This window comes from Acinetobacter sp. WU_MDCI_Abxe161, from assembly GCF_025514355.1.
Taxonomy (GTDB): Bacteria; Pseudomonadota; Gammaproteobacteria; order Pseudomonadales; family Moraxellaceae; genus Acinetobacter; species Acinetobacter pittii_E.
Genome location: NZ_JAHPTU010000010.1, coordinates 109315 through 135663 on the forward strand (window position 1 = coordinate 109315; position 26349 = coordinate 135663).

Sequence of the window (26349 nt, forward strand, 5' to 3'; positions counted from 1 at the left end):
AGAAGCTCCCTAAGCCAAAAAATAAAAAAAGGCGAAACCGAAGTTCGCCTTTTTATGTTAACGGATTAACTTATTTTACGTAAGTTAACCAGTGTTCATATTTCGGGTTTTTACCTTGAACTGCATCAAAGAAAGTTTTTTGGATTTCAGTGGTAATTGGACCACGGCAACCTTCACCAATTTGACGATCATCGTACTCACGGATTGGTGTTACTTCTGCAGCAGTACCTGTAAAGAATGCTTCATCTGCAATATAGAATTCATCACGTGTAATACGACGCTCAACGACTTGATAGCCAAGATCTCTAGCAATCGTCATTACTGTTTGACGTGTAATACCATCAAGTGCACCACCAGCGATATCTGGAGTATGTAAGACGCCATCTTTAATCAAGAATACGTTTTCACCTGAACCTTGGCATACATAACCTTGTGGGTCCATGAGCATTGCTTCATCGTAACCTGAGTGTGCAACTTCTTGGTGAGCAAGAATTGACAATGTGTAGTTACCAGATGCTTTTGCTTTACACATGGTCACGTTTGGATGGTGGTGAGTAAACGATGAAGTTTTAACGCGAATACCTTTTGCCATCGCTTCATCACCAAGGTAAGCACCCCACGCCCATGCTGCAACAGCGGCATGAATTGTGTTATTTGTTGCTGCAATACCAAGTTTCTCTGAACCGATCCAGATGAGTGGGCGTAAATAGCAAGAAGCTAATTTATTTTCACGAACAACATCGATTTGTGCTTGTTCAAGCGCTGCTTGATCATACGGCACTTTCATTTGATAAATTTTTGCTGAATTTAACAAACGTTTTGTGTGGTCTTGAAGACGGAAAATGGCAGTACCTTTAGGAGTTTCATAAGCACGAACACCCTCAAATACGCCCATACTGTAGTGTAAAGTATGGGTTAAAACGTGAATCTTTGCATCACGCCAATCAATTAATTGTCCATCTTGCCAAATAAAACCATCACGATCAGCCAAATTCATGGAACACTCCAAATTGTTATAAAATCATTCACTATCCAACTCAACCGAAGCGGTTGGGTCTATTAATCTTTGCCATAAATTGCAAACGACCGCACGGGTACTACGCCAGTCCGCTGCGCTTACTTGCATGGATTGATTTGCAAGGGCTAAACGGTGGCTTTCGGCACGTTCACTAAGATAGGCTCGAATTAATGCTGTGGCATCTTCACTGGATAAGCAGTCTGCTTTAGCAGCATCTTCTAATATTCTTACATTATCAGAATAATGGGCGAGATCGGGTTTCGTCCCGCTCCATGCAAGTACAGCATACTGTGCCATAAATTCGATATCTACGATACCACCTGCGTCCTGTTTTAAATGAAAAATACCATGTTTTTTTTGTTCAGAAGACGAACCTAGGTGGTCTTTCATTTTCTGACGCATTTTCAACACTTCTTCACGAACATAAGCCTCATCTCTAGATTGAGTCAATATCTCGCGGCGAAATATTTCAAATTTCTGGCAAAGTGCCTCATCACCAGCAATAGAACGTGCACGAACCAATGCCTGATGCTCCCAAAGCCATGCACTTTTCAACTGATAGTGCTCATAAGCCTTAAGACTTGTCACCAATAAACCGGCCTCACCTGAAGGTCTTAACCGTGTATCAATTTCATAGACACGACCATCGAGTGTTTGCGTCGTCATGAGTGACATAAACTTTTGAGCAACACGCATCGCAAACTCAAAGCCACTAATAGACTTCGTTCCATCTGTATCAGCTTGTTCATCTAGATAGTGAATAAAGACAAGGTCTAAGTCAGAACCATAGCCCAGCTCAATACCACCCACTTTGCCATAACCAATAACAGCAAAAGCTTTATAGTCGAGTGAGCAGCGTTTTCCATCAACATCGCACGGGTAACCATGACGTTTTGCTACTGTCTGATAAGCCAAATTAAGTGTTGCATTCACACTAACTTCAGCAATATCGGTTAATGCATCAGATACCTTCATGAGAGGACTTTCAGCTAGCACATCACTTGCAGCAACAGTTAATACATTGCTCTTTTTAAAGAGGCGAAGTGCTCGCATTTGATCTTCGACTTGATCAATTTCAATACGAAGTAACTGCTGACGTAATGAGTCTTCTAAGTCTTTACGTTTTGGTAGCTCAAAGTCCATCGATAAAAATTCATCCAGCAGTACCGGATATTGAGTTAACTCTTCACAAATCCACGGGCTTACAGTCGCCATTTTTACTAAGCGTTGTAAAGCCCCTTTACTTTCAATCAGCATCACCAAATACACGGTTCGACGCATAACCGATTCAATAAGCGGCATTAAACGTAATAATGCAGTTTGTGGGTGTTCTGACTGTAAGATCGCTTCAATTAAATGAGGCCAAAACGTTTTTAAACGTTGCACAGCATTTGAAGGAAGTTTTTTGAGTGCATGCCCATGCCAGAACTCATGAATCAGATTTTTCGCATTGTCATCTAGTACTTCATCTAGCTGCTGCTCTAACTGCCCATAATTCTCTGTTGCTGCATTAGAGCTGGTATCTTCAATGAGTTGCTTAAATTGAACTTTGACTTTTTGACGTTTCTCATTAAGAACATCAATAAATTCATTCCAGCTTTCGAAACCCAAAGTATCGATAATGCGTTGTCTTAGGTCTAATTCTTCTGGCAATAACTGGGTTTGCTGATCGTTAAGAGCTTGAATTGCATGTTCAACACGGCGTAAAAACAGGTATGCATCTTCAAGTTCTAATACAGCTTGTTTTTCTAATAAACCTGCTTCGCCAATATGCTCAAGGCTGACTAAACATTGACGGTCTTGTAACTCACGTTTTGACCCACCGTAAATAAGCTGGAACACCTGCACAATAAACTCAATTTCGCGAATACCGCCTGCCCCGAGTTTAATATCATCCTCAATATGACGACGCAGAACTTCGCGCTCAATCATCGCTTTCATATCACGCATGGCAGCAAACGCTGTGTAATCGACATAACGGCGAAATACAAAAGGACGAGTCATTTCTAACAAGTCCTGTCCTTCTTTACCACCGGTTACAACACGCGCTTTAATCCATGCATAACGTTCCCATTCACGGCCATGCTGGCTTAAATATTTTTCTAAAGCGGCATGACTAATCGCTAATGCCGAGCCATCCCCCCAAGGGCGCAAGCGCATATCGACTCGAAACACAAAACCATCTGCGGTAATGTGCTCAAGTAAATAAATGAGTTTTTGTCCCCACAAAATACAGAACTGCTGTACATCGATACATTTGCGGCCATTGGTTTCGCCTTGCTCATCAAAGGCAAAAATTAAATCGATATCACTCGATAAGTTAAGCTCTTGAGCACCAAGTTTACCCATGGCAACCACAATCAAGTCTTGGACTTTGCCAGAATAACTTAACGGCTCCCCATGTTTCGCCACAAGTGCTACACGCGCAAAATCCTTTGCAGCACAAATACTGGCATCTGCAAAATCAGAAAGTTCACGAGTAAGTGTAACAACATCGGTAAGCTGATTGGCATCCTGCCAGATCCAGCGGAACATTAATCGACTACGTAAAATGCGCAATCCACGCATCCAAAGCGTTTCATCACCAATCCCATCTAATGTGGTTTGTACACATTGGTAAATCTGTTCGGTCGAGAGCGGTGCAGTAAATTGATCTATTTGATAATCTTGTTCTAAAACAGCTTGATGCAAGCCTAAAACTTGTTCTGCGTACTGACTCGCACGCAATGTTTTTTGTAACTGCTCCGCATTCATATAAAAAGCTCTTTTCCTCGTACTCTCTTTTTAGTTATAGCAGTTCGAGTAGTGCTAGGAAAAGGGATTAGACTAATTTAGCTTCCGATGAAGAATGATGTTCGGTAAGCGCCTCATGACTTTCTTGAGCTGAAGGTAGTAAAACTTTAAAAGTTGTTCCAACTCCTTTTTGGGAATTTACACTAATTTTTCCCTGATTAATCTCAACAAAACGCTTGCAAAGACTCAAACCTAAGCCAGCACCTTTTTCCCCTGCAGTGCCTTTAAAACTAGCGGTAATACGTGGATGGAACAAGTTTGCCATTTGTTGCTCGGTCATGCCCAGACCTGTGTCTCGAACAGTAATTTCTACATTTGCATCCGCTTGTCGAGCTTCAATAAAGACTTTGCCCGATCCATCAATGTCAGTAAATTTCAGCGCGTTTGACACTAAGTTTTGAATTACAGAGGTCATCATGTTGATATCGGCATAGATTTTTAGATCTTCTGGAACATCATTCACCAGTTCAATATTTTTCTTTAAAGCTAAGGTATGCAATACATCGCAAACGATATTGCTGACTTGTCTAAGTTTAAAGTTAATTGGGTGATAAACAAAACGCCCTCCCTCAGCCATCGCCCATGTCAGCAAACTTTCAAGTAAGTTATAGGTCGATTGTGAAGTATCGTATAAATAATCTGCAATATTTTGAATACTCGATTCATCTAAAGTTTCACGCTCTTTGGCGAGTACCTCAGAGAATCCAAGCAATCCATGAAAAGGTGCACGCAAGTCATGCGAAATAATTGAGAAGAATTTTGTTTTACTTGAATTAATTGCAACCTGTTGTTCATAAAGTTCGTTTAACTCTTCATAGTTAAACTTCAACTCAACCTGCTGCATAAAAGTAGAACAATAATCGAGTAACAATTGAATATCATCATCTTCGAACGTTGCCGCATCATCATCAAAAAACACAGCAAAACCCATTGAGGTTTTATCGGGGTGTAAAAGATGCACCGCCAATGCCCTGCTGCACTCAATATTTAATTCTTTTAAATAATTGATTAAGTTTTGATATGAAGGATGTAAATGATTAATAAACTGTTGCTTTGCAAAGCACTGTTTTAAATGTTTCGAAGGCTTAAAAGAAATTGCTGTCATGCCTTCAGGGCAACGGTGCCAAAAGTAAGGTTCCTGATTAAAAGTCAACAGGGCTTTTTTACAATTCAAAAGACGAAGACTAAATCGGAAAAATTGCTCGATATAGTTCTGCTCGGCATTTAATCCAAGCAACAAAGATATTCTACAAGCACTTAACTGCTCAACCTGATTTAGTTCTAAACGTTGGAATGTCATTGCCCGCCTCACAGATTTTGTCGTTTTTGGTCGGAACCGCTCTCAAGAAATGTACTTATAATCATTATGATCTACTACAAACTTTAACACAGTACATTAAAAGAGCAACGTTCTTTTCAAAATAGAAATGTGAAGTTTCAATTAAAGGTTTTCAGATACATAAAGTGGGTATGCTTTAGAAAAACACAACAAATGTTTGAAGGTGGAGAGTTGAAAGATGTTGGAAATAAGAGTTCAGAAAGCGGCTTTAAGAGTACTATTTGAATAAGAGCTTAGGGGTCAGACTTAATGTGGCTCATAGTAAACACATCTCAATTGAAATAAGGGCTTTTGTTAGAATAAAAATTGAAAGATTTTTATAAGTTCTATGTTTATGATTCAAAATTCGAGTCCGACCCTCGGAGCCAAAGTGTGAGTTCGTAATTTTTTAAGAGCAAACCGCTTTTGATAAGCAACAAAAAACCCCTAAGCCGTTAGCTTAGGGGTTTTCGTAGAATCTTTCGATTCTGAATATGGTCCCGAGGGTCGGACTCGAACCGACACGTCATCTCTGACAGCGGATTTTGAGTCCGCCGCGTCTACCAATTTCACCACCTCGGGAGAGGAAGTATGTTTGTGTTGCGTATATTAGCGCGTTTGTAAAACTTGTCAAACCCTAAGTGAATATTATCGTTCACTTTTAGATCATTTAAACATTTTTCATGATTTAGGCCATAAGCACAGCCATACAAAAGTGAAAAAGTTTATACTAGGCGCAATTTTTGCGGTGTTTTTTCTCAAATATGCAACTGTCTGACTTTTCCTTTGAATTACCTGATGAACTTATTGCCCGTTATCCTCTTGAATCACGTAGTGCTTCACGGTTGTTGCACTTAGACTCAAAGGGTCAATATCACGATCACATGTTCACAGACATTATCGATCTGTTCGAAGAAGGTGATTTGTTAGTGCTTAATGACACCAAGGTCATGAAAGCTCGACTTAAAGGAAAACGCTCTACAGGTGGTGCGATTGAGATTTTAGTTGAGCGTATGCTGAACCACACCACAGCATATTGTCATATTAAATCAAGCAACTCGCCTAAAGCAGGTGCTGAGCTTTTTGTCGGTGCCGACAATATTCCTGTGATTGTACGCGGTCGTCATGAAAACTTATTTGTGGTTGAGTTTTCACAGCCGATCTTGCCTGTACTTGAGCAATATGGTCAGTTACCTATTCCGCCTTACTTTAACCGTGAAGCAGAGGAAATTGATACAGAACGCTATCAAACGGTTTTCCATAATCCTGAAAAAATTGCCAGTGTTGCCGCTCCTACTGCAAGCCTGCACTTTGATGAAGAGTTATTAGCAAAGTTAGAGCAGAAAAATGTTCAAAAATCTTTTGTGACTTTACACGTTGGTGCTGGCACCTTCATGCCTGTTCGTACTGATGACATTACCAATCATGTCATGCACAGTGAATGGTGTGATGTTCCCCAAGAAACTATTGATTTAATTTTGGCGACTAAAGCACGTGGCAATAAAGTGATTGCTGTGGGTACAACCGCGACACGTGCTTTAGAAAGTGCAGCTCAAGCTCATGGTGGAAAAATTGCAGCTTGGACTGGTGACACGCAAATCTTTATCTATCCGGGTTATGAGTTCTGCATCGTAGACCGTTTAATTACCAACTTCCATTTGCCAGAGTCTACTCTGCTCATGCTGGTATCAGCGCTATCAAATCGAGACAACATTTTGGCTGCCTATAAACATGCAGTTAAAGACCGCTATCGTTTCTTTAGCTATGGCGATGCAATGCTGATTGATAAATTTGAAGTTTAAAAATTAAAATTCTGATCGATATTGTTAATCATCTATACACGTTCTCTATGAAAGAACGTAAATATTTAGCAATATCGATTAGCTTTACCAAGCCGATTATAATTTTTACCAGCCTAAATTTTAGATATTTCCTTCTTTAAAATATCTATGCCATAAAATCTATCCTTAGTTTCTCCCACCTTTTTATATAACGGCTACATTTAGTAGTAGAACTACGTCGCAGAATCAAGGAAAATAGCCCTCTTTTTAGCAGCGAACTGTTTCTTCGCCTCTGCTCGTGTTCAGGATTTTTAGATGAAGTTTGAAAAATTAGGTCAGTCGGGGCGCGCCCGTCGTGGTCGTTTAACTTTAGAACATGGTGTTGTTGAAACACCCGTTTTTATGCCAGTGGGGACTTACGGCACAGTCAAAGGTATGTTACCTCGTGACATCGAAGACATTCAGGCACAAATTATTTTAGGAAATACCTTCCATTTATATTTGCGACCGGGTCTTGAAGTGATTAAAGAACACGGTGGTTTGCATGACTTTATTAAATGGAATAAGCCAATTTTAACTGACTCTGGCGGTTTTCAGGTTTTTAGTCTTGGCGCAATGCGCAAAATCAAAGAGGAAGGTGTTACTTTCCGCTCACCGATTGATGGTTCAAAAGTATTTTTATCACCTGAAATTTCTATGGAAATTCAGCAGGTTTTGAACTCTGACATCGTCATGATTTTTGATGAGTGTACACCTTACCCTGCAACCCATGAAGAAGCACAAAAATCATTGCAGCTTTCTTTACGCTGGGCAAAACGTTGTAAAACCCATCACCATGATGAGCTCAAAAATCACAATGCGTTATTTGGCATTATTCAAGGCGGCATGTATGAAGACTTACGCGATGAGTCTTTAAATGGCCTTTTAGAAATCGGTTTTGATGGTTATGCCATTGGTGGTTTATCTGTTGGTGAACCTAAAGAAGAAATGATCAAAGTTTTAGATTATCTGCCGAATAAAATGCCACATGATAAACCGCGTTATTTGATGGGCGTTGGTAAACCAGAAGATATCGTTGAAGCGGTGCGCCGTGGTGTCGATATGTTTGACTGTGTAATGCCGACTCGTAATGCTCGAAACGGTCATTATTTTGTCACGGATGGTCTGGTACGTATTCGTAATAGTAAATATCGTCATGACCAAAGTCCGCTCGATCCACATTGCGATTGCTACACTTGTAAGAACTTTACCCGTGCTTATCTATTCCATCTTGAAAAATGTGGAGAAATGTTAGCGTCTATGCTCGGTACTATTCACAACTTACGTTATTACCAACGTTTGACTGAAGGTATGCGTGATGCATTAGACAATGGCACATTTGATGAATTTGTTCAGGACTTTTATGCCCGTCGTGGTTTAGAAGTTCCACCATGTCCTGTTGATGAATAAGCCAGATTTGCGCTCAACCTCAAGACAAGGTAAATTGCAAAACGAATTAGGATTATGTCAGTTATCTGACTCATATTTTTAACTTTAGGAAATCAAAATGAGCTTTTTAATTTCTGCTGCTCATGCAGCGCCGGCAGCTGGCCCAACTAATGGTATTTTGCCAAACATCTTGATGATTGTCGTATTCGTTGCAATCTTTTATTTCTTAATTTGGCGCCCTCAAGCAAAACGTGCTAAAGAACACCGTTCTTTAATCGAGAGCTTAGGTGTAGGTAGCGAAGTTGTTTTCGCTGGTGGTTTAATGGGCAAAGTAACCAAAATTGAAGGTGACTATGCAGTTGTTGAACTTAGCCGTGGTGTAGAAGTAAAAATTCAGCGTGCCAGCGTAATTTCAGTATTACCTGAAGGCACTCTAAATAACCTTTAATCATAAAACAGTCGTGCTTTAGCACGGCTTTTTCATTTAAGAAGAAAGCGAATGCGTTACCCTGCATGGAAATATTTACTGATTCTGGTTGTTCTGGTAATCAGTACATTATACGCACTGCCAAGTCTATATCCGGATGAGCCCGCTGTTCAAATTTCCGGTGCCAAAGCTGGTACCCAAATTGATCAAAGTGTGGTGAAAAAAGCAGAGCAAATTTTAAAAACAGCAAATATTGCAAGCCATGACAATACTTTTACAAATAATGCTGCCCTATTACGTGTCAGTTCATCTGAAGCACAGTTAAAGGCAAAAGAAGTATTACGTCGTGACTTAGGTGATGAATATGTTGTCGCCCTAAACCTTGCACCAACCACACCGGAATGGCTGCAAAAAATTGGGGCAAAACCAATGAAACTTGGTTTGGACTTACGTGGTGGTGTCCACTTCTTGCTTGAAGTAGATATGGACAAAGCCGTTGCCCAACGTATGGAAACCTCTGCCACCGATTTGCGTCGTCAGTTCCGTGAAAACAAGATCAAATTTAACAGTCTTGCATTAACGAATAATGTGATCACTGTTCAATTTGCTGACAATGCTGACCGTGATGCAGCAATGGATTTTTTACGTCGTAATGGGAATGAATATACCCAACAGGCATTAGCAAGCTCTACAGGTTCTACTTTAAAGCTTACTTATACCGATGTACGTCGCCAAGAAATTCAGTCATATGCGGTAAATCAGAACTTAACAACATTACGTAATCGTATTAACGAACTTGGTGTTGCAGAAGCATTGGTACAAAGTCAGGGTAGCAACCGTATTGTTGTTGAATTACCGGGTGTACAAGATACTGCTGAAGCTAAACGTGTTTTGGGACGTACTGCGAACCTCGAATTCCGTTTAGTTTCTGACTCAAATGATCAATATATTGATCCATATACGGGTAAATATAATGGTCAACCTTTACCTCCGGGTACAGAAGTTTTTGCTTATGAGTCTTTAGATAGCGGCCGTCAACTCTTGTTGCAACGTAACCGAATCTTGACTGGTGAGCGTGTTCAAAATGCAAGCTCTGGCTTTAGTCAGGACTCTGGTGGTGCCGAGGTAAATATTACGCTCGACAGTGCTGGCGGTAAGCTAATGTCTGATGCAACCCGTAATGCTGTTGGTAAACGCATGGCGGTATTGTTCATCGAGAACAAGCAAAAAATTAACTATGTAACAGATCCAAAAACTGGCGCACAAACAGAAGTTCGTACGCCATACACTGAATCTGTAGTCATTAACGCAGCAACAGTTCAGGCTGTTTTAGGTTCGACTTTCCGTATTACAGGCTTAAGTTCTCCTCAAGAAGCATCTGAACTTGCATTAATGCTTCGTGCTGGTGCTTTGGCTGCGCCAATGTACTTTGTTGAAGAGCGTGTAGTTGGTCCAAGCCTTGGTCAAGAAAACATTGATAAAGGTGTATTGTCTACTCAAATCGGCTTCTTGCTCGTTGCAATCTGGATGGTAGTCTTCTTCCGTCTATTCGGTTTAATCGCGAACTTTGCGCTTGTATTTAACTTGGCAATGATTTTAACCGTCATGTCATGGATTGGAGCTTCCCTCACCTTACCGGGTATTGCGGGTATCGTTATTACCATTGGTATGGCGGTCGATGCCAACGTATTGATATGTGAGCGTATCCGAGAAGAAATGCTCTGGGGGGCCTCACCCAAACAGGCCATTGTGGCCGGTTATGATCGAGCCTATAACACCATTTTTGACTCGAACTTAACCACGTTCCTCGTTGCATTCATCCTGTTTGCAATTGGTACAGGCCCAATCAAAGGTTTCGCCGTAACATTAATGATCGGTATTATTTGTTCAATGTTTACTGCAATTACAGTAACTCGTGCAATCGTACAAATCATTTATGGCAAACGCCGTAACTTGAAAAAGTTGAGCATTTAAGGAGATCGATGATGACTAAAGTGACTCAACAAGATTCAAAACAATATGGTCGTCCGGATGATTCAAAAATCATCCCGTTCATGAAGATTGCCAAACCTGCGGCAATCTTCTCGATCCTTATTACTTTAGCGAGTATTTTCTTTATTGCGACTAAAGGTCTTAACTTAGGTTTGGACTTTACAGGTGGTGTTTCAGCTGAGCTTAACTATGCTCAACCAGCCAATCAGTCAGAAGTTATTCAGGCGCTCGATAAAGCTGGTTTTAAAGATGCTGTAGTACAAACCTTAGGTAGTAATAAAGACTTACTTGTGCGTATGCCAGTACAAGAAGTTAAGGTTGAAGATCTTAATAACGCGATCACTAAGGCTGTACAATTACCGAATAATGCTGCCGAAGTTCATAAAGTGGACTCTGTAGGTGGTCAAGTTGGTAATGAACTCTATGTTCGTTCTGCTGGTGCGGTTGCACTTGCACTTATCTTAATGTTGATCTACGTAACTATTCGCTTTGAGTTTAAACTCGCGATGGGTGCCGTAATGTCTTTATTCCACGACATCATCATTATCATTGGTGCTTTTGCATTATTCCAATGGCCATTTGACCTTACAGTTTTAGCTGCGGTACTTGCTGTTATTGGTTTCTCGCTTAACGATAACATTGTAGTGTCAGACCGTATTCGTGAAAATTTCCGTAAAATTCGCGGTGCGACTCCTCGTGAAATCGTCGATATTGCTTTAACTGAAACTTTACGTCGTACCATTCATACCTCGATGACATTATTACTTGTTGTACTTGCGATGATGTTCCTAGGTGGTGATGGTCTACACTGGTTCTCTGTGGCAATGTTTGTTGGTGTATTTGTCGGTACTTATTCTTCGATTTATATCGGTACTGCATTTGCATTATGGCGTGGTCTTAACCGTCAAGACTTCATTGTTCAGGTTAAACCTGAATTTGAGGATGAAATTCCTTAAGTTGTCTAAACCAAGACATATAAAAAAACCGCGATTTATTCGCGGTTTTTTATTTGATTCAAAAATTATTTACGGCGTAGAGCATCCGAAATTGCTTCAACCAACTGTTGAGAAATTTCTTGTTTAGAGGCTTTCTCTAACTCACGCTTTTTCATGTGGTAGCTTTCAGCAAAGAAAACTGTCATCGCATTCTCATCAGAAGCAAAACCAATATCTGCACGTGATACATCGTTGCACGCAATCATATCTAGTTTTTTAGCCACTAGTTTTCCTGCCGCATATTCTTCAACATTTTGCGTTTCGGCTGCAAAGCCCACCATAAATGGACGTTTTTCCTGACCTGCAATTGTTGCCACAATATCTGGATTTTTTACAAGGGAAACATTCAGCTCATCCCCTGCTTTCTTAATTTTGTGCTCAGCAACTTCTGCTACGCGATAGTCTGCGACTGCGGCAGTAGCAATAAAAATATCACAGCCTGTTTCTAGTGAATCCATACTGACATCAAGCATTTGTCGTGCTGAGGCAACATTTACACGTTGAACACCATTTGGTGTATCTAAACTCACAGGCCCAGCAATTAGAGTCACTTGCGCACCAGCAGCATAACAAGCAGCAGCTAAAGCGAAGCCCATTTTGCCAGTACTATGGTTTGAAATATAACGAACAGGATCAATCGCTTCACGTGTCGGTCCAGCAGTAATAACCACCCGCTTACCAGCCAACAAACCAAATTTTTCAGCGATGGCACGTTGAGCTTGATGGAAATAACCAGCGACTTGGCGAGCAATTTCTTCTGGTTCTGGCATACGGCCTAAACCGACATCACCACACGCCTGTTCACCCGCGTCTGGCATAATTACATGCACACCGTCTTCAACCAGAGTTTGTAAATTTCGCTGAGTTGCTTTAGCAGCCCACATTTGCTGGTTCATGGCTGGAGCTACCCAAACAGGAGATTTTGTTGCCAAAAACACAGTGCTGAGTAAGTCATCTGCTAAACCATTCGCAAATTTAGCCAATGTGTCACAGCTTGCAGGTGCGACCAGTAACAAATCAGCCCAACGCGCTAATTCAATATGTCCCATACCGGCTTCAGCCGCAGGGTCTAGAAGTTCAGTATGAACAGGATTACCAGAAAGAGCCTGAAAAGTTAGTGGTGTAATAAATGCCTGAGCGCCATGTGTCATCACCACTCGCACGTCAAAGCCATAATCTTTGAGACGGCGGACTAAGATGGCACTTTTATAGGCAGCAATTCCGCCAGTAACAGCTAAAACAATGTTTTTATGAGGAATAACACTTAGATCAAAGCTCACGAACAGGATACCTTTCTGTTGCAGTGGCGCTCACAATAGCATTAAATACGCGCAGACCCAAGATTGATTGGGCAAACAAAATAAAATTTTAAGCGAATTATGCTGGGGAATATGAATACTTCTATTAAAAATTGGCCTGAACAAGAACGGCCAAGAGAACGGTTATTGCAACAAGGTCCACAAAGTCTATCCGATGCAGAGCTACTGGCGATTTTTCTTCGCTCCGGTTCACGGCAACATTCAGCAGTTGAGCTATCACGTTTACTCATTCATCACTTTGGTAGCCTTAATGCAGTGTTTGATGCGCCATTAAGTGAGTTAACTCAATTTAATGGGATTGGAGCAACGAAATATTCACAATTACTGGCAGTCAAAGAACTGGGACGGCGTTATCTCGATCATCACTTTCAGACAACTCACCTCAGCCTCCATTCCTCTGACTTAGTTCTAGATTATCTGCGTTACGAATTAAAGGGCGAAAAACAAGAAGTCTTTGCGGTCTTATGTCTAGATCCTGAACTCAGAAAGCTGCATTTTAAAAAGCTATTCTTTGGTTCAGTTCAGCATTGTTCGGTTTCAGTCAATCAAACACTACGCTATGCCTTACAGCAACATGCTTGTCAGCTCGTTATTGCACACAATCATCCATTTGGTTCAGCACAACCATCTTCTGAAGATATTGCCTTAACTCAGCAACTTGAACAGGCTTGTCAGCTTGTCGAAATTCGTTTGCTTGACCATTTTATTATCTCACCAGAAGGGAGCTTTTCCTTTGCTGAACAACAACTGCTCAACCCAGCAACAATATCAGTTCAATGATATTGACAAAGTACTACTAAGCCTAGAAGATCAAAACAAAAATAGCGACGTTTAAAATAAAATGATTGTTCGGGAACAGCCTAGTATTTTCAAAGTTTTATTCTCTTGGCGAGGCACAATTTTACCTAAAATTTTACCTTCCCTAGGCGTTGTGATGCTGATCTCGGCAATCATTGGTGGAGTGGAATATATCAATCTTTATCGCTTTCCAGAGATCCCTTTGGTTGGCTTTACACTCATTGGTGTCGTACTTTCTATTTTTCTAGGATTTAAAAATACTGCGTGTTATGACCGTTGGTGGGAGGCCCGAAAATTATGGGGTGTTTTAATTGCAACTTCGCGCCATTTTGACCGTGACTGTCGTATTTTAACTCAAGCTCGTCGAGAGCGTGTTATTCAGCATGTGATTGTTTTTGCTAATGTGTTACGTGATCGTTTACGTCGTCAGACTGCGAACCCAACTGAGTTAATTCAAACCAGTGGTATGAGTCAGCAAGCACTCACTCAACTCTACCAGCAAAATAATGCCCCTCAGTACACGTTGAGCCTTATTCACTGGGAATTATTACAAGCGCTTAAAGAGGGTGAAATCTCTGACATCATCTATGCGCAAATGAATAAAAATGTTTCAGATTTAAGTGTCGTACAAACTGGCTGCGACCGAATCGCTAATACACCTATTCCATTTGCCTATTCAGTTTTACTCAACCGCACAGTCTATTTTTTCTGTTTTATGTTGCCGTTTAGTCTGGGTTCTTTGCTTGGTTTAGCGACACCGCTTCTGGTTGGAATTTTGGCATATACATTCTTAGGACTTGATGCACTAAGTTCGGAAATTGAAGAGCCGTTCGGGACTCAAAGTAATGATTTACCTTTAGATGCGATGGTACGTAGTATCGAAATTGAGCTTTTAGGAACTTTGGGTAAACCTACCCCACCACCAATTCAGGCTCAAGATAACAATTTGCTCTAAAGTCTCTTAGAGAAAACGTTCCCAAATACCTTGTTGATTAGCCGTTGGTTTAGGTGTATTTCCGAGTTTAATCCAGGGCATATTTTCACCATGAAAATCACTGCCAATCGAAACTGCCAACTGATATTGTTCAATCATGCGGTCAATCATTTGGCGAGTAGATAGAGGTTCCATAGGTGGAGGTAACTCAATTGCATCTCCACCTGAAGTTGCAAACAATTCAATTAAATAGCGAACGTTAGTTGCAGATAAATCATAACGCGTCGGGTGAGCTAAAACTGCCAGCCCTTTACTTTGATGAATCACATCAATTGTTTCTTTTAATCCTAAGCCTTCAAACTTTACAAAAGCACGCTTTCCTTCCTTTAGGAAACGGTCAAAAGCTTGTTGAGGTCGAGCCACGACATTTTTCTCGACCAATGTTTTAGCAATGTGTGTTCTTGTTACTCTGTCAGCTTGATGTTCTACTTTGACAAGAACATCATCATAAATCTGAAAACCAATACATTTTTCTAGCAGTTCACAAATTACTTTAGCTCTTTGCGCCCTAACTCTTTTTTGTTGTTCTAATGCTTCTAAAATTGGGGCTTCATCTTGCATGTTTAAAGCGACAATATGCACACCATAACTCTTTTTAGTGGTTGGACGTGACCACTGGCTTGAAATCTCTGCACCAGAAATGATTTCTAAATCATGTTCTTGTGCAGCAATTTTAGCACGCTGTAACCCATCCATTGTATCGTGGTCAGTTAAAGCCAAAGTGTGCAAGTTCACATCAATAGCAGCTTGCACCAGTAATTCCGGAGACAAAGTTCCATCAGAAATATTGCTATGTGTATGTAAATCTATGCCTTGCATCTTTTATACTATGCCATTCACCAAACCTGATCAGATACTCTAACATGAAAGCACTTCTGGACTTTGTTCCATTAATTATTTTCTTCTATTTATATAAAACAGTTGATCCAACCGACACACAACATCCTTTACTTAAACTGATCGGGTCTGCTGGTGGCGTCGATAATAATAATATTCTTGTAGCGACGACTGGCTTAATTATTTCAATGCTTGTGGTATATGGTGCCCTATTTATTTTCCAAAAATTCCGTCTAGACAAACAACAATGGTTTGTATTGTTCATGACTGTCATTTTCGGTGGCATTACACTCATGTTAAGTGACGATTTTTATATTCGTCTTAAAGCTGCAATTTTAAATTTAGTTTTCGCTGGCGCATTCTTGGTTTCACCTTGGTTTGGTAAAGACCGCAAGCCACTCATACAACGCTTATTTGACCCTATTTTAGATTTAAATGAAAAAGGTTGGAAAAATCTCAATTTTGCTTGGGCAGCGATGTTTGTTGTGATGTCTTGTCTGCATGTATTCTTCGCATTTTTATTTCACGGTGGAAAATATTGGGGTGAATTCACTGCATTTGGTGACATGATTGTGATGTTTTCATTTATCATTATTCAGTTCATTATTTTACGTAAACATTTTAAGTCACCAGACGCTTAAAATGCTTCCTGATTGTTTATAGAGATAAGATTACATGCCTTTTTTTGTACTAAGCTGTACCGATAACGAAGGAACTTTAGAAAAACGCTTAGCAGTACGTCCTCAGCATATCGAACGTTTACAAAAACTCGATGATGAAGGCCGCCTTGTTACAGCGGGTGCTATGCCAAAAGATCCTAATGATCCGCAAGCAGGTTTCTATGGCAGCACCATGATTGTTGAATTTGACAGTCGCGAAGCATTAGATGAATGGTTAAAAGAAGAGCCATTTGTTAAAGAAGGCATTTATGCTCATGTTGATGTAAAACCGTTTAATAAAGCATTTCCAAAAGGGTAACCGCATGCAGCTTGCAATCAAAAGCTTTCTTGGCTTGTGTTTGATATGTTCAACTGCCGGAGCAGTTGAACCTGCTGCGACACCAGCAACGCCTTCTCCAAGTGCGCCTTCAACTCAGGCCACTAAACTAGCTGCGACAACCACTAAACCACTGACAGCAGAGCAACTTGCAAAGAACAAGCAACAGCAAGATGCAAAAATTAAAGCTTTAGTTCAAGATCAGGCATCTCGCTTAAAACAGTTAGAACATGCCAACCTTGAGGCACTAGCTCAGAACCAAGAGTTACAGCTCAAAAATGATAACCTCTCTGTTCAAGTTCAAGTCTTACAAAGCGAACGCAGCGCTCAAATGTTTTTATATGGTGCTGTGACCTTAGCGGGTGGCGTATTGCTAGGTTTCTTTATTGCTAGTTATATTCATACAAAACGTCGACGCCAGTGGTAATTCCAAGCGACCTATTAAACCCAATGAACGTATCAAACCGTATCCAAACAGCAGAGCTGGACTGGGAAGTCATCGATGGTATCGAGATTCCCATTTCCAAACAATTTGGTGATGTCTACTTCTCTAAAGATAATGGCCTACTGGAAACACGACATGTTTTTCTAAATGGTAACGACTTATCAGAACGATTAGCCAATTTAAAAGATTTTGAATATTTCAGTGTAGGAGAAACCGGTTTTGGTACAGGTTTAAATATTCTTGCACTCTGGCAACTTTGGCAGCAAGTCCGTCCCGATAATCAAAGCCATTTACATGCAATTAGCGTTGAAAAGTTTCCATTAAGTAAAGCTGATCTTATTCGCGCTTTAAATGTCTGGGATGAGCTTAAACCACTTGCAGAACAGTTAATTGAACAATATCCCCTGCCTATTGCTGGATGTCATCGCTTAACTTTCCCTAAAGAACGTTTTAGCATCGATTTATGGCTTGGAGATGTGCAAGAGATTTTCCCAAGCATGGCTAAAACTAAAGCTGTGAATGCATGGTTTTTAGATGGCTTTGCACCTTCGTGTAATCCAGACATGTGGGAACAAAACGTTTTAAACAATATTGTCCGTCTTTCTGACTATGGCACTACATTTGCCTCTTTTAGTGTCGCTGGTATTTTAAAACGGGGATTAAAAGCACACGGTATCGATATTTCTCGTCCACGTGGTTTTGGACATAAACGAGAAATGCTTAAAGCGGTCTGGAAACTGCCTGAAATTGATGATGAGTCATTATCATTAGCGCAAACCTCATTCGGTACAAAGCAACAGCATATTGCGATTGTAGGGGCTGGTGTAGCTGGTTTAACCACGGCGTGGGCATTTGCAGCACGTGGGCATCAAGTGACCTTATATGAGCAAACAGAAGCATTATCTGGCGCTTCTGGAAATCCTTTAGCCTTACTTAATCCAAAACTATGTCCAATTGAACAAAGTCATGAACATCTCATGACCTTAAGTTGGCAACATGCTTTAAATTTTTATAAAAATTTCAAAGCATTCCGTCCCCTACAAATACAGCAAATTGCATTGAAAAATGCAGATGAACTTCTTGATCTGGTAAATCAATATCCAGCTCAGGTAATTACCCACCCTGTGAACTCACTTGAAACTGCATATTCAAGTATTTTACTTAACGAGGCAGGTTCCGTTTCACCACATCAATTACGTGATGAAATTTTGCAACATCCATCTATCGATCTCAAAATTGCCCATGTTACAGCACTTATTTCTTCTGAAAATAAAGTTCATTTGCAAACTGACAAGGAAATTATTGCTGAAGTAGATCATGTCGTGGTGTGCTGTTCGCGGGAAAGTGCGGCTTTATTTGAAAGCTATCCACAGTTAAAACCAATACGTGGACAAGTGAGCTGGGTTGATAATACGTTTGCTCCCCTGCCGTTAAATAAAGCCTATAGCTATGGCGGCTATTGCATGCAACTTGATGCCTCGCAAATGATTTTAGGTGCGTCTTTCTATCCAAATCGTGAGGATCAAGATGTACTTACCGAAGACCATGTGCATAACTTTGAATTAATCCACAGTATATTCCCTGAATATGCAGAAAAGCTCCCATCACCTTCGACATGGCAAGGCCGTGCATCGATACGGGCACAAAGTTTGGATTATTTTCCTCTGGTTGGAAAAATGCTTGAGAATAGCCGAATTGCTACTTTTGCTGGACTTGGCTCTAAAGGTTTCCTTTTTGCCCCGCTATGCAGTGAAATCTTAGTGGCTCAAATACTAGGAGAAGCTTGTCCAGTGCCGGACCGCCTATTACAAAAATTGAATCCTCAACGGTTCCAAAAGAAAGTCAAACCTAAAAAGCCTTATTTTAAGCCGCAATAATTTACTTCAATAAAAAAGCACCCGAAGGTGCTTTTTTTTATGCGCCCTGCTCTAGGGGCAAGCCAGCATCACGAGCTGCACGTGTCCCGCCCATCAGCACGACATATTCACGCGAGGCATCCAATCCTTCTAGTTTCTCAGCTGCACGAGGAGCTTTGCTACCACCACCACATAAAATATAAATCGGCTGACCCGCAGAGACCTGGTTTAAAATATCAGCATTCAAATCATTAATTGGGCGATTTACCGCACCTTTAACATGCCCTTCTGCATAAGCATTAGTATCACGGACATCCCAGATAACAGCATTTTCTGGGAATTCAAATGTTGTAATTTCTTGTTTACGGATCATTGTGCACTCCTTTGATGTAAACAACACTTGGCAAATGAAGAAAACCCTCTTAGCATCTCAAATATTCTTTCACTTTGTAAAGGTCTAAACTATGCCTTCTTTCGATATTGTCTCTGAATTAGAGTTATTTGAAGTTAATCATGCTGTACAAAACACACAAAAAGAGATTGCAACACGCTTTGACTTCCGTGGTCACGATGTTTCTATCGAATTAAATGAAAAAAATAAAGAGATTAAAATCAGTACCGAAAGTGATTTCCAGTGTGAACAAGTTTATAACATGTTAGAAAATCATTTTTATAAACGTAAAATTGATGTGCAAGCACTTGACCCACAAAAAGCCGCTGCTTCAGGTAAAAATTTTGTACAAGTCATTAAACTTAAAGACGGTCTTGACTCTGATACTGCAAAAAAAATTAATAAAGCCATTAAAGAAAGTGGCGTTAAGGTGCAATCTTCTATTCAAGGCGACAAAATTCGTGTGACTGATAAAAAGCGTGACACTTTACAACAAGTCATGACTTTTTTACGTGAACAACAATTCGGTGTGCCATTACAATTTAATAACTTCAAAGATTAATATCTTATCGGCCATTTAAAGCTAAGGTAATTCCATGTCTCAATCCAACCGTCTATCAAAACTGGTAAAAGCAACTTCAAAATTCCCAAAAGGTATTCGGAGCACGCTTTGGAGCAAGGCGTTTGGTCGTATCGTGCCAATGGTGGGTACAGCAAATATCCGCTATCTGGAAGTAGACTCAAACCACGTTATTGTCCGTTTAGATAACCAAAAAAATATGCAGAATCATATTAAAGGAGTTCATGCTGCGGCTATGGCTCTTTTAGCAGAAACTGCTACAGGCTTTCTAACCGGTTTACATATTCCTGATAATCGAATTTTATTAATCAAATCGTTACATGTAGATTATTTAAAAGTGGTTGAAGGCGGTTTGACTGCTACAGCAACGTTATCTGCTGAACAACAAAAGTTTATTGCAGATAACGAGAAAGGTGAACTTGTGATCCCAGTTACTGTAATTGATGATGCAGGCAACGAACCAATTCAATGTCAAATGCTGTGGGCATGGTTGCCTAAACGTAAGAAATAAAGATAGAAAAAAGCCCAAATTCATATTTGGGCTTTTTTATTATGATTCTTGAGAAGCAAGAAACTTCAGTTTGGCTTCTTCAGGTATTTGACGCTTATTCCCTTTTACATCTACTGCTACAAAAGTAAAGACTCCTTCAGTAATACGTATTGGCTCACGAGAGTCATCATGACTATCCCAAACTTCAATTTGCATCTGGATAGAAGTATTTCCAACTTTTAAGATTTTGGTATAGCAGCTAAGGACAAAGCCAACTTTTACCGGAACCAAAAAGGTCATTTGATTAATAGAAATCGTAGCACAGCGACCACGACTGAAACGTTCTGCGTGAATTGCTCCAGCCAAGTCCATTTGTGACACAATCCATCCACCAAATACATCACCACTCCAGTTTGTATCTGCTGGCATGGCAATCGTTTGTAAGGACAAAATTCCTTCTGGTTTGGTATAAGCTTCTGACACCTTAGCTCCTGAAATTCGTTTGAAGTTGTTGATCGAGCCACTGCTGTAATTCAGGCGCACGTAATGCACCGCTAATACGCGCGACCTCTGTCGTTTTATTCATTAAGACAAGGGTTGGAATACTTCTCACGTGAAACGCTTGGCTTAAGCGAGGAGATTCTTCGGTATCAATCTTGGCAAAGATAACGCCTGGATTTTGTTTTGCGACCTGCGCAAAATGTGGAGCCATCATTTTACAGGGTCCGCACCATTCTGCCCATAAATCTATAAGAATAGGTAGATCACTATTCGTGATGTAGTTACTAAAATTTTGCTCATTTAGCTCAATAGGTGCAAGCGGTAGTAATGGTTGATGACATTGCCCACAGCTTGGTTGCTCGGGAAGTTTATCTTCCGGAACTCGGTTTTTAGCACCACACGATGCACATACAATAATCATTTACATCACTCCTATATGCTGATGTAAAAATTCTAATTGGGTTATCACTGCTTTTTCAAACCATGAACCGTGATAGATATCAAAATGTTTCATATCCCACTCATGATAACTCACGAAAGGCGCAATATTTGTCGCAGCTTCACGGCTTGACTCAATAGGAATAAGCGAATCTTTTTGAGCAGCAATAAATAAAACAGGAATATTAATCTGGCGCACAACTTGGATTGGACGGTATCGCATCAGATTAAAAAAGACACGTGCCGGGACTTCCCCACTCCAGTAGTAATCAGGATTCACAATCGATAGATAGCCATAATAACTATCTGCCGTAGGCATAAAGCATAAATTATGTTGATCAACTACAGGCAACCTCTTTGGATTAAGCCCCATCTTTGATCCCATATAATCCTGACTAGATAACTTCAATGCTTGAGGATAGCGCTGCAATGGATAAAGCTTGGCCGTTTCGGCTCCATCTACATAAGGAATTTGTACTAAAATTGCCTGAATGTTCTTTAACTCTGACGCTAAACTTAGCGCATATCCCCCACTTAAAGAAGTTCCCCACAGTACAATTCTTCGGTTATCTACAAGTTTGCAATTCGAAGCATATCGAATAACTGTTTTCCAATCTTCTAACTGGGAATTGATAGAGACCATTTCTCTCGGCTTGCCGGTACTCCCGCCCCAATATCGATAATCAAACAAAATAACAGCGTAACCTGCTTGCGCAAATCGCTGGGCATACTGAATAAGTTTGAATTGACGCAATCCGGCAAAACCATGCGCCATAATAATTACTGCAGATTTCTTATTTGTTTTTGGAATATAAAAATCAGCTGCGATCACTTCCTGATCACATGGAACATATAAAGGCTCAACCGTATAAGCGTGCATATGTGCTCCGTGGCATTATAGTCGAAGTAATGAATTTACAAAAAACATCCTGATTGCCTTTTAAAAATCTATAGCTGTTCTATGACATAAGTTTTATCTATGTAGGAACAACGTTTTAGTGTCTTGTATCTCAGGTTAAGCTTAATGCTATGATACAGCATAAGAGGTTTTGTTAAATTTTGGAGTGACGGAATGTCAGATAATGTTGGTTTCGCAGGTCAAATTGGCCCAGAACATGTTGGCCAAGTTGTAGAAAAAGGATTCAAATCTATTATTAATAACCGACCAGATATGGAAGGCGGTCCAGAACAACCTACAAGTGCTCAAATTGAAGAAGCAGCTCGTCAAGTCGGTTTAGACTACGTTTATCAACCTGTTGTAGCTGGACAAATCACAGAACTCGATGTACGTACTTTTGCTAATCATTACAATGAATTACCAAAACCTATACTTATGTTCTGTCGTACAGGAAACCGTTCAAACAACCTATATCAATTAGCAAAACAAATGGACTTGTTAGACGACTAAGTTTAAGAAACTATTACTCTTTAAAACCCTATTTCTTTATAAAGTAGGGTTTTTAGATAAATTATTTTGCATATTTCTTCACGAACTCAACAGAACTAAAAATAATATTAATTTAGAGTACTTAAATCTTTTGATTCATTGATTAATTTTCTATGAATAAATTTATATTCATTCTTTTAAGCTGTTTAATCGTTACCGCATGTTCTTCAATGCAAGTAAAACCTACAGTTGGAGTAACGATGGGTACACACCTTTAAAAAAGAAGCAGCTTATACGCTGCTTCTTTTTATATTAATTACCATTTGTACAATTTGGATCTATTCCATATGGGCTTAATATATTCGGAGCAATACGATCACTAACAGTGACATCCTTTTTCAAGTAATCTAAAGTAAGAGATGTAGACCCTTTAATCAAACTTCCCGAAACTGTAGATTTAGCCGTTAGCTGAACAGTTAACCAAGACGCATAAATTTTAGGATATTGAATCTTAAGATCAAAGCGTCCATTCCCATCCGTTGTGTATTTATTATTGGTTGCAGGGGTACCTGCACTATTAATATACGATACAACCTGAACTGTTGAATTTTCTTTAAGCGGCTTTAATTGATTAATGACCTCTCCATTAGTATTTACAGCTTGAACTGGTGCCGTACATGCTGACCTAATAATTGATAGATATTCATCTGGTTTGTCATCAGCTGGAGTAGAGGTGTCAACAAAATCAAATACTCCTTTATAGTAGGCAAGAGCATTAACCCCCATAACTACATCTTGATTTGGTATCGGCTTACCATCCACATCCGTTACTTGTACTGAGATATTTTTATAGTAATAGACGCCATCAGTTGTATCTTCCATAGTTGTAGGATTATACGCTACAAGAATTGCACCTACTGCTACTGGCACATCAGAATTAACCACATCAAGTTTATAAGTATAAATTTTTGTTGATTGACCAAAGTTAGCTTCTAAAACAAGATCATCTGACACAAATTTTGTAGCGCTATATGATGAAGCTCTTTGATTTTCATTAAAAGATAAAGTATAGGTAATCTGACCATTGGCATCAGTTTGCGTTGCATTGGGTGTAAATTTGACACCGTTTGAGACTGAATTTCTAACTTTAAGCGTAATTGCCTGATTCGCCAAAGTTGAACCATTTGCATCTACAGCTGTTAATGTAACTGTTGTTTGATCGCCTCTAACATTTAAAGAAGTCTTAGTAGCGTCAAACAATACGATACTAGTGGTATCAGCCTCGACAGTACCGTTGCTGCCTGTCACTGTTACCATCTGTTCTTGAGTAAGCGTATCATTATTTGTAGATGCAATTAATTTAAAACCATTTTTCACCAATTCACTTATTGAACTTGATGTTTTTGGAGTTTTTATAATGTATACAGCATTACCTGCTGCATCTGTAATTTGAGATGATACCCCTTCTATAGATACATTATTTGTTGGATCAACTAATGCCAAAGTAACATTAGCGCCAGCAACACCACCTTTATTTTTGTCTAAAGCCCTAACAGTAACTGTTAAAGTATCATTCGTCGCTGCAACTGATAATTTATCTAGTTCTATCTTTAAAGCAGTAGCAGCAGCTTGCTGCGATCCACTATTATTACTTCCAGATGAGTTATTATTTGATGAACCATTTTGATAATAACCATCACCGCCTCCCCCACCACAACTTGCTAACATAATTGATATAGCAATAGCCGACAACTTCAAGGTAAGTTGTTTTTTATACATACTTTTCATTTCCCCAATCTTTCCTAAAGGTATAAGATTTATTAATTATTTATATTATTAGTGTAATCATATTCACTACGTTCTGTAAACATAAATTACCTTATGTTTTATTATGTAACTTATTAAATGAAAAATTCATAGATATTGGGATTTATAATGTTCGATATTATTATTATTGGCGCAGGCACTGCTGGTATTAGTGCCTATAAAGAAGCCGTTAAACATACCAATAATATTTTAATTATAAATGATGGACCATGGGATACCACTTGTGCTCGTGTAGGCTGCATGCCAAGTAAAGTCCTCATCTCTACAGCGAACCGTATGTTTGACATTCAAAATGCTCAAGAAGTTGCTTTGGATGTATCTGCAAAAATTAATACAAATCAAGTGATGCAGCATGTACAAACTTTACGTGACCGATTTACACAAGCCACTTTAAAAGATGTAGAACAATGGCCAACTGAGCACAAAATTTCTGGCAAAGCACATTTTATTGATGCACAAACTATAGAAGTTAATGGGCAACAGTTCCAAGCAAAAAGTTTTATTCTAGCTGTCGGTTCAACTCCTAATTATGATAAAAATTGGAAAGAGGAACTTGGTAATCGACTTATAACTACAGACCAAATATTTGAGTTAAAAACACTGCCTAAATCTATTGCTGTCATTGGCAGTGGTGTGATTGCCCTTGAAATTGCTCAAGCAATGCATCGTTTAGGCGTAGAAACTACCATCTTCGCTCGCAGTAAACGAATTGGAGTACTTACTAGTGGTAGGCTTCAACAACTTGCGCAAAAAGAACTAGGCAAAGAGTTAAAAATTCTATTCGAAACTCTTCCAAATGAAGTTAAATGCAGTGATGAAAACGCTTTATTAAGTTATCAACTTGATGAAGAACAGAAAACTCTCAACGTTGAATATGTTTTAGCGGCAACAGGCCGTACAAGTATACTTGATACTTTAAAACTAGAAAATATTGATAGTTCCTTCAAAGATATTAAGTTATTACGAATAAATGCAAAAACCAAGCAATTAGATACTTATCCAATTTTTGTTGTTGGTGACGCTTACACCTCAACACCCCTACAACATGAGGCAGCACATGAAGGTAAAAAAGTTGTTTATAACTGTTTGAATTATCCACAAGTTAACTCAGTTAAGACACTTACCCCACTAGGCATTGTATTTAGTCATCCTGAAATGGCGATTGTAGGGCAAAGTTATAAGCAGCTAAAAGACGAAGGCATAGACTTTATTACAGGTGAAGCCTCTTATGAACGACAAGGGAGAGCTATAGTTCTTGGAAAAAATAAAGGGGCTATTGAAGTATATATAGAACGGGAAAGCCAAAAGCTTCTCGGTGCTGAGCTATTTACAGAAGCAACTGAACATATGGCTCATTTATTAAGTTGGATAATCGGTGAAGAATTAACACTAAGTGATATTTTAGAAAAACCTTTCTATCATCCGACTTTAGAAGAAGGCCTTCGAACTGCCTTAAAACATGCGCGTAGACAGTTGAAATAATCAATTTTAGAAGAGCTCCTTTTAATAAAAGTTAGCTCTTCTCTATTTCTTCTTATTAATTACCCTTTCTCCTTATAGTTTTTTATTGAATTTAAAGATTTAATCCATAAATCTCATTTAGATTTTTAAAATCTTATAGATATAAAAAAACACCCCTGACCATTGAGTCTGGGGTGTTTGAATAATGAGCTGGCGATGACTTACTCTCACATGGGTAACCCCACACTACCATCAGCGCTAAGAGGTTTCACTTCTG

General features: G+C 39.5%; 26 protein-coding genes and 1 tRNA gene. 16 read left to right on the plus strand and 11 right to left on the minus strand.

What is annotated here, in order from left to right:
* Positions 1 to 70 precede the first annotated feature (70 nt).
* The 4 genes from KTI78_RS12615 to KTI78_RS12630 form a co-directional block, all read right to left on the minus strand.
* A complete protein-coding gene (locus KTI78_RS12615; RefSeq protein WP_016143051.1) occupies positions 71 to 997 on the minus strand; it encodes a branched-chain amino acid transaminase in 927 nt (308 codons plus the stop codon).
* A gap of 24 nt (positions 998 to 1021) precedes the next feature.
* Positions 1022 to 3772: a bifunctional [glutamate--ammonia ligase]-adenylyl-L-tyrosine phosphorylase/[glutamate--ammonia-ligase] adenylyltransferase gene (gene glnE / locus KTI78_RS12620; protein ID WP_262446280.1), complete on the minus strand. Its 2751-nt coding sequence runs from the start codon at positions 3770 to 3772 to the stop codon at positions 1022 to 1024.
* Positions 3773 to 3839: 67 nt separating this feature from the next.
* On the minus strand, positions 3840 to 5111 hold the full coding sequence (locus KTI78_RS12625) for a sensor histidine kinase (protein WP_016143049.1): 1272 nt from the start codon (positions 5109 to 5111) through the stop codon (positions 3840 to 3842).
* A gap of 513 nt (positions 5112 to 5624) precedes the next feature.
* Positions 5625 to 5711, minus strand: a tRNA-Leu gene (locus KTI78_RS12630).
* A gap of 182 nt (positions 5712 to 5893) precedes the next feature.
* Here KTI78_RS12630 and queA point away from each other — a divergent pair.
* The 5 genes from queA to secF all read left to right on the plus strand — a co-directional run bounded on the left by queA (position 5894) and on the right by secF (position 11713).
* Positions 5894 to 6931: a tRNA preQ1(34) S-adenosylmethionine ribosyltransferase-isomerase QueA gene (gene queA / locus KTI78_RS12635; RefSeq protein ID WP_016143048.1), complete on the plus strand. Its 1038-nt coding sequence runs from the start codon at positions 5894 to 5896 to the stop codon at positions 6929 to 6931.
* Between the two features lie 294 nt (positions 6932 to 7225).
* Positions 7226 to 8359, plus strand: a complete 1134-nt coding sequence (tgt, locus tag KTI78_RS12640; RefSeq protein ID WP_002116306.1) for a tRNA guanosine(34) transglycosylase Tgt — start codon at positions 7226 to 7228, stop codon at positions 8357 to 8359.
* Positions 8360 to 8456: 97 nt separating this feature from the next.
* Positions 8457 to 8786 carry a preprotein translocase subunit YajC gene (yajC, locus tag KTI78_RS12645; protein WP_002116168.1) on the plus strand — a complete coding sequence of 110 codons (330 nt, stop codon included), beginning with the start codon at positions 8457 to 8459 and terminating at the stop codon, positions 8784 to 8786.
* 51 nt (positions 8787 to 8837) lie between these two features.
* Positions 8838 to 10739 (plus strand): protein translocase subunit SecD, encoded by a 1902-nt coding sequence (secD, locus tag KTI78_RS12650; protein WP_224992644.1) that lies wholly within the window; start codon positions 8838 to 8840, stop codon positions 10737 to 10739.
* 8 nt (positions 10740 to 10747) lie between these two features.
* On the plus strand, positions 10748 to 11713 hold the full coding sequence (gene secF, locus KTI78_RS12655; RefSeq protein WP_224992643.1) for a protein translocase subunit SecF: 966 nt from the start codon (positions 10748 to 10750) through the stop codon (positions 11711 to 11713).
* Positions 11714 to 11778: 65 nt separating this feature from the next.
* Here the strand turns inward: secF and coaBC are convergent, their stop codons facing one another.
* The gene (gene coaBC, locus KTI78_RS12660) at positions 11779 to 13032 is read right to left on the minus strand and encodes a bifunctional phosphopantothenoylcysteine decarboxylase/phosphopantothenate--cysteine ligase CoaBC (RefSeq protein WP_057105036.1); all 1254 of its coding nucleotides are present in this window, start codon (positions 13030 to 13032) and stop codon (positions 11779 to 11781) included.
* Positions 13033 to 13131: 99 nt separating this feature from the next.
* On the opposite strand from coaBC, the gene radC reads away from it, so the two are divergent.
* The gene (gene radC, locus KTI78_RS12665) at positions 13132 to 13851 is read left to right on the plus strand and encodes a RadC family protein (RefSeq protein ID WP_016143044.1); all 720 of its coding nucleotides are present in this window, start codon (positions 13132 to 13134) and stop codon (positions 13849 to 13851) included.
* Between the two features lie 61 nt (positions 13852 to 13912).
* Positions 13913 to 14824: a bestrophin family protein gene (locus KTI78_RS12670; RefSeq protein ID WP_005072669.1), complete on the plus strand. Its 912-nt coding sequence runs from the start codon at positions 13913 to 13915 to the stop codon at positions 14822 to 14824.
* Between the two features lie 6 nt (positions 14825 to 14830).
* Here KTI78_RS12670 and KTI78_RS12675 read toward each other — a convergent pair whose 3' ends face one another.
* Positions 14831 to 15682, minus strand: a complete 852-nt coding sequence (locus KTI78_RS12675; protein WP_262446283.1) for a PHP domain-containing protein — start codon at positions 15680 to 15682, stop codon at positions 14831 to 14833.
* A 44-nt stretch (positions 15683 to 15726) separates the two neighbouring features.
* Here KTI78_RS12675 and KTI78_RS12680 point away from each other — a divergent pair, with 44 nt between their 5' ends.
* From KTI78_RS12680 to mnmC, 4 genes are read left to right on the plus strand one after another with little or no spacing between them, the layout of a single operon-like run.
* Positions 15727 to 16341 (plus strand): septation protein IspZ, encoded by a 615-nt coding sequence (locus tag KTI78_RS12680; protein ID WP_262446284.1) that lies wholly within the window; start codon positions 15727 to 15729, stop codon positions 16339 to 16341.
* A 34-nt stretch (positions 16342 to 16375) separates the two neighbouring features.
* Positions 16376 to 16678, plus strand: a complete 303-nt coding sequence (locus tag KTI78_RS12685; RefSeq protein ID WP_005804733.1) for a YciI family protein — start codon at positions 16376 to 16378, stop codon at positions 16676 to 16678.
* Between the two features lie 4 nt (positions 16679 to 16682).
* Positions 16683 to 17123, plus strand: a complete 441-nt coding sequence (locus KTI78_RS12690; RefSeq protein ID WP_016143041.1) for a hypothetical protein — start codon at positions 16683 to 16685, stop codon at positions 17121 to 17123.
* A 23-nt stretch (positions 17124 to 17146) separates the two neighbouring features.
* The gene (mnmC, locus tag KTI78_RS12695) at positions 17147 to 19018 is read left to right on the plus strand and encodes an FAD-dependent 5-carboxymethylaminomethyl-2-thiouridine(34) oxidoreductase MnmC (RefSeq protein WP_262446285.1); all 1872 of its coding nucleotides are present in this window, start codon (positions 17147 to 17149) and stop codon (positions 19016 to 19018) included.
* 37 nt (positions 19019 to 19055) lie between these two features.
* Here the strand turns inward: mnmC and KTI78_RS12700 are convergent, their stop codons facing one another.
* Positions 19056 to 19370: a rhodanese-like domain-containing protein gene (locus KTI78_RS12700; RefSeq protein WP_002116171.1), complete on the minus strand. Its 315-nt coding sequence runs from the start codon at positions 19368 to 19370 to the stop codon at positions 19056 to 19058.
* Between the two features lie 91 nt (positions 19371 to 19461).
* Here KTI78_RS12700 and KTI78_RS12705 point away from each other — a divergent pair, with 91 nt between their 5' ends.
* Together KTI78_RS12705 and KTI78_RS12710 are read left to right on the plus strand one after the other, a co-directional pair.
* Entirely contained in the window at positions 19462 to 19950 is a 489-nt protein-coding gene (locus tag KTI78_RS12705; protein WP_002051423.1) for a YajQ family cyclic di-GMP-binding protein, read from the plus strand.
* 34 nt (positions 19951 to 19984) lie between these two features.
* Positions 19985 to 20479, plus strand: a complete 495-nt coding sequence (locus KTI78_RS12710; protein ID WP_016143039.1) for a DUF4442 domain-containing protein — start codon at positions 19985 to 19987, stop codon at positions 20477 to 20479.
* Positions 20480 to 20518: 39 nt separating this feature from the next.
* On the opposite strand, the gene KTI78_RS12715 is transcribed toward KTI78_RS12710, so the two are convergent.
* The 3 genes from KTI78_RS12715 to KTI78_RS12725 are packed head-to-tail and all read right to left on the minus strand — an operon-like array spanning position 20519 to position 22277.
* On the minus strand, positions 20519 to 20941 hold the full coding sequence (locus tag KTI78_RS12715) for an acyl-CoA thioesterase (RefSeq protein ID WP_016143038.1): 423 nt from the start codon (positions 20939 to 20941) through the stop codon (positions 20519 to 20521).
* Between the two features lies 1 nt (position 20942).
* Positions 20943 to 21380 carry a thioredoxin TrxC gene (trxC, locus tag KTI78_RS12720; protein WP_016143037.1) on the minus strand — a complete coding sequence of 146 codons (438 nt, stop codon included), beginning with the start codon at positions 21378 to 21380 and terminating at the stop codon, positions 20943 to 20945.
* Complete coding sequence (locus KTI78_RS12725; RefSeq protein ID WP_262446287.1) at positions 21381 to 22277, minus strand: alpha/beta hydrolase; 897 nt, start codon at positions 22275 to 22277, stop codon at positions 21381 to 21383.
* A 192-nt stretch (positions 22278 to 22469) separates the two neighbouring features.
* Here KTI78_RS12725 and KTI78_RS12730 point away from each other — a divergent pair, with 192 nt between their 5' ends.
* Together KTI78_RS12730 and KTI78_RS17665 are read left to right on the plus strand one after the other, a co-directional pair.
* On the plus strand, positions 22470 to 22805 hold the full coding sequence (locus tag KTI78_RS12730; protein WP_016143035.1) for a TIGR01244 family sulfur transferase: 336 nt from the start codon (positions 22470 to 22472) through the stop codon (positions 22803 to 22805).
* Positions 22806 to 22957: 152 nt separating this feature from the next.
* Positions 22958 to 23062 carry a lipoprotein gene (locus KTI78_RS17665; RefSeq protein ID WP_410374417.1) on the plus strand — a complete coding sequence of 35 codons (105 nt, stop codon included), beginning with the start codon at positions 22958 to 22960 and terminating at the stop codon, positions 23060 to 23062.
* Between the two features lie 34 nt (positions 23063 to 23096).
* Here KTI78_RS17665 and KTI78_RS12735 read toward each other — a convergent pair whose 3' ends face one another.
* Positions 23097 to 24572 (minus strand): Ig-like domain-containing protein, encoded by a 1476-nt coding sequence (locus KTI78_RS12735; protein WP_262446288.1) that lies wholly within the window; start codon positions 24570 to 24572, stop codon positions 23097 to 23099.
* A 147-nt stretch (positions 24573 to 24719) separates the two neighbouring features.
* Between KTI78_RS12735 and KTI78_RS12740 the strand changes: the two genes are divergently transcribed.
* A complete protein-coding gene (locus tag KTI78_RS12740) occupies positions 24720 to 26093 on the plus strand; it encodes a dihydrolipoyl dehydrogenase (RefSeq protein WP_262446289.1) in 1374 nt (457 codons plus the stop codon).
* Positions 26094 to 26349 lie beyond the last annotated feature (256 nt).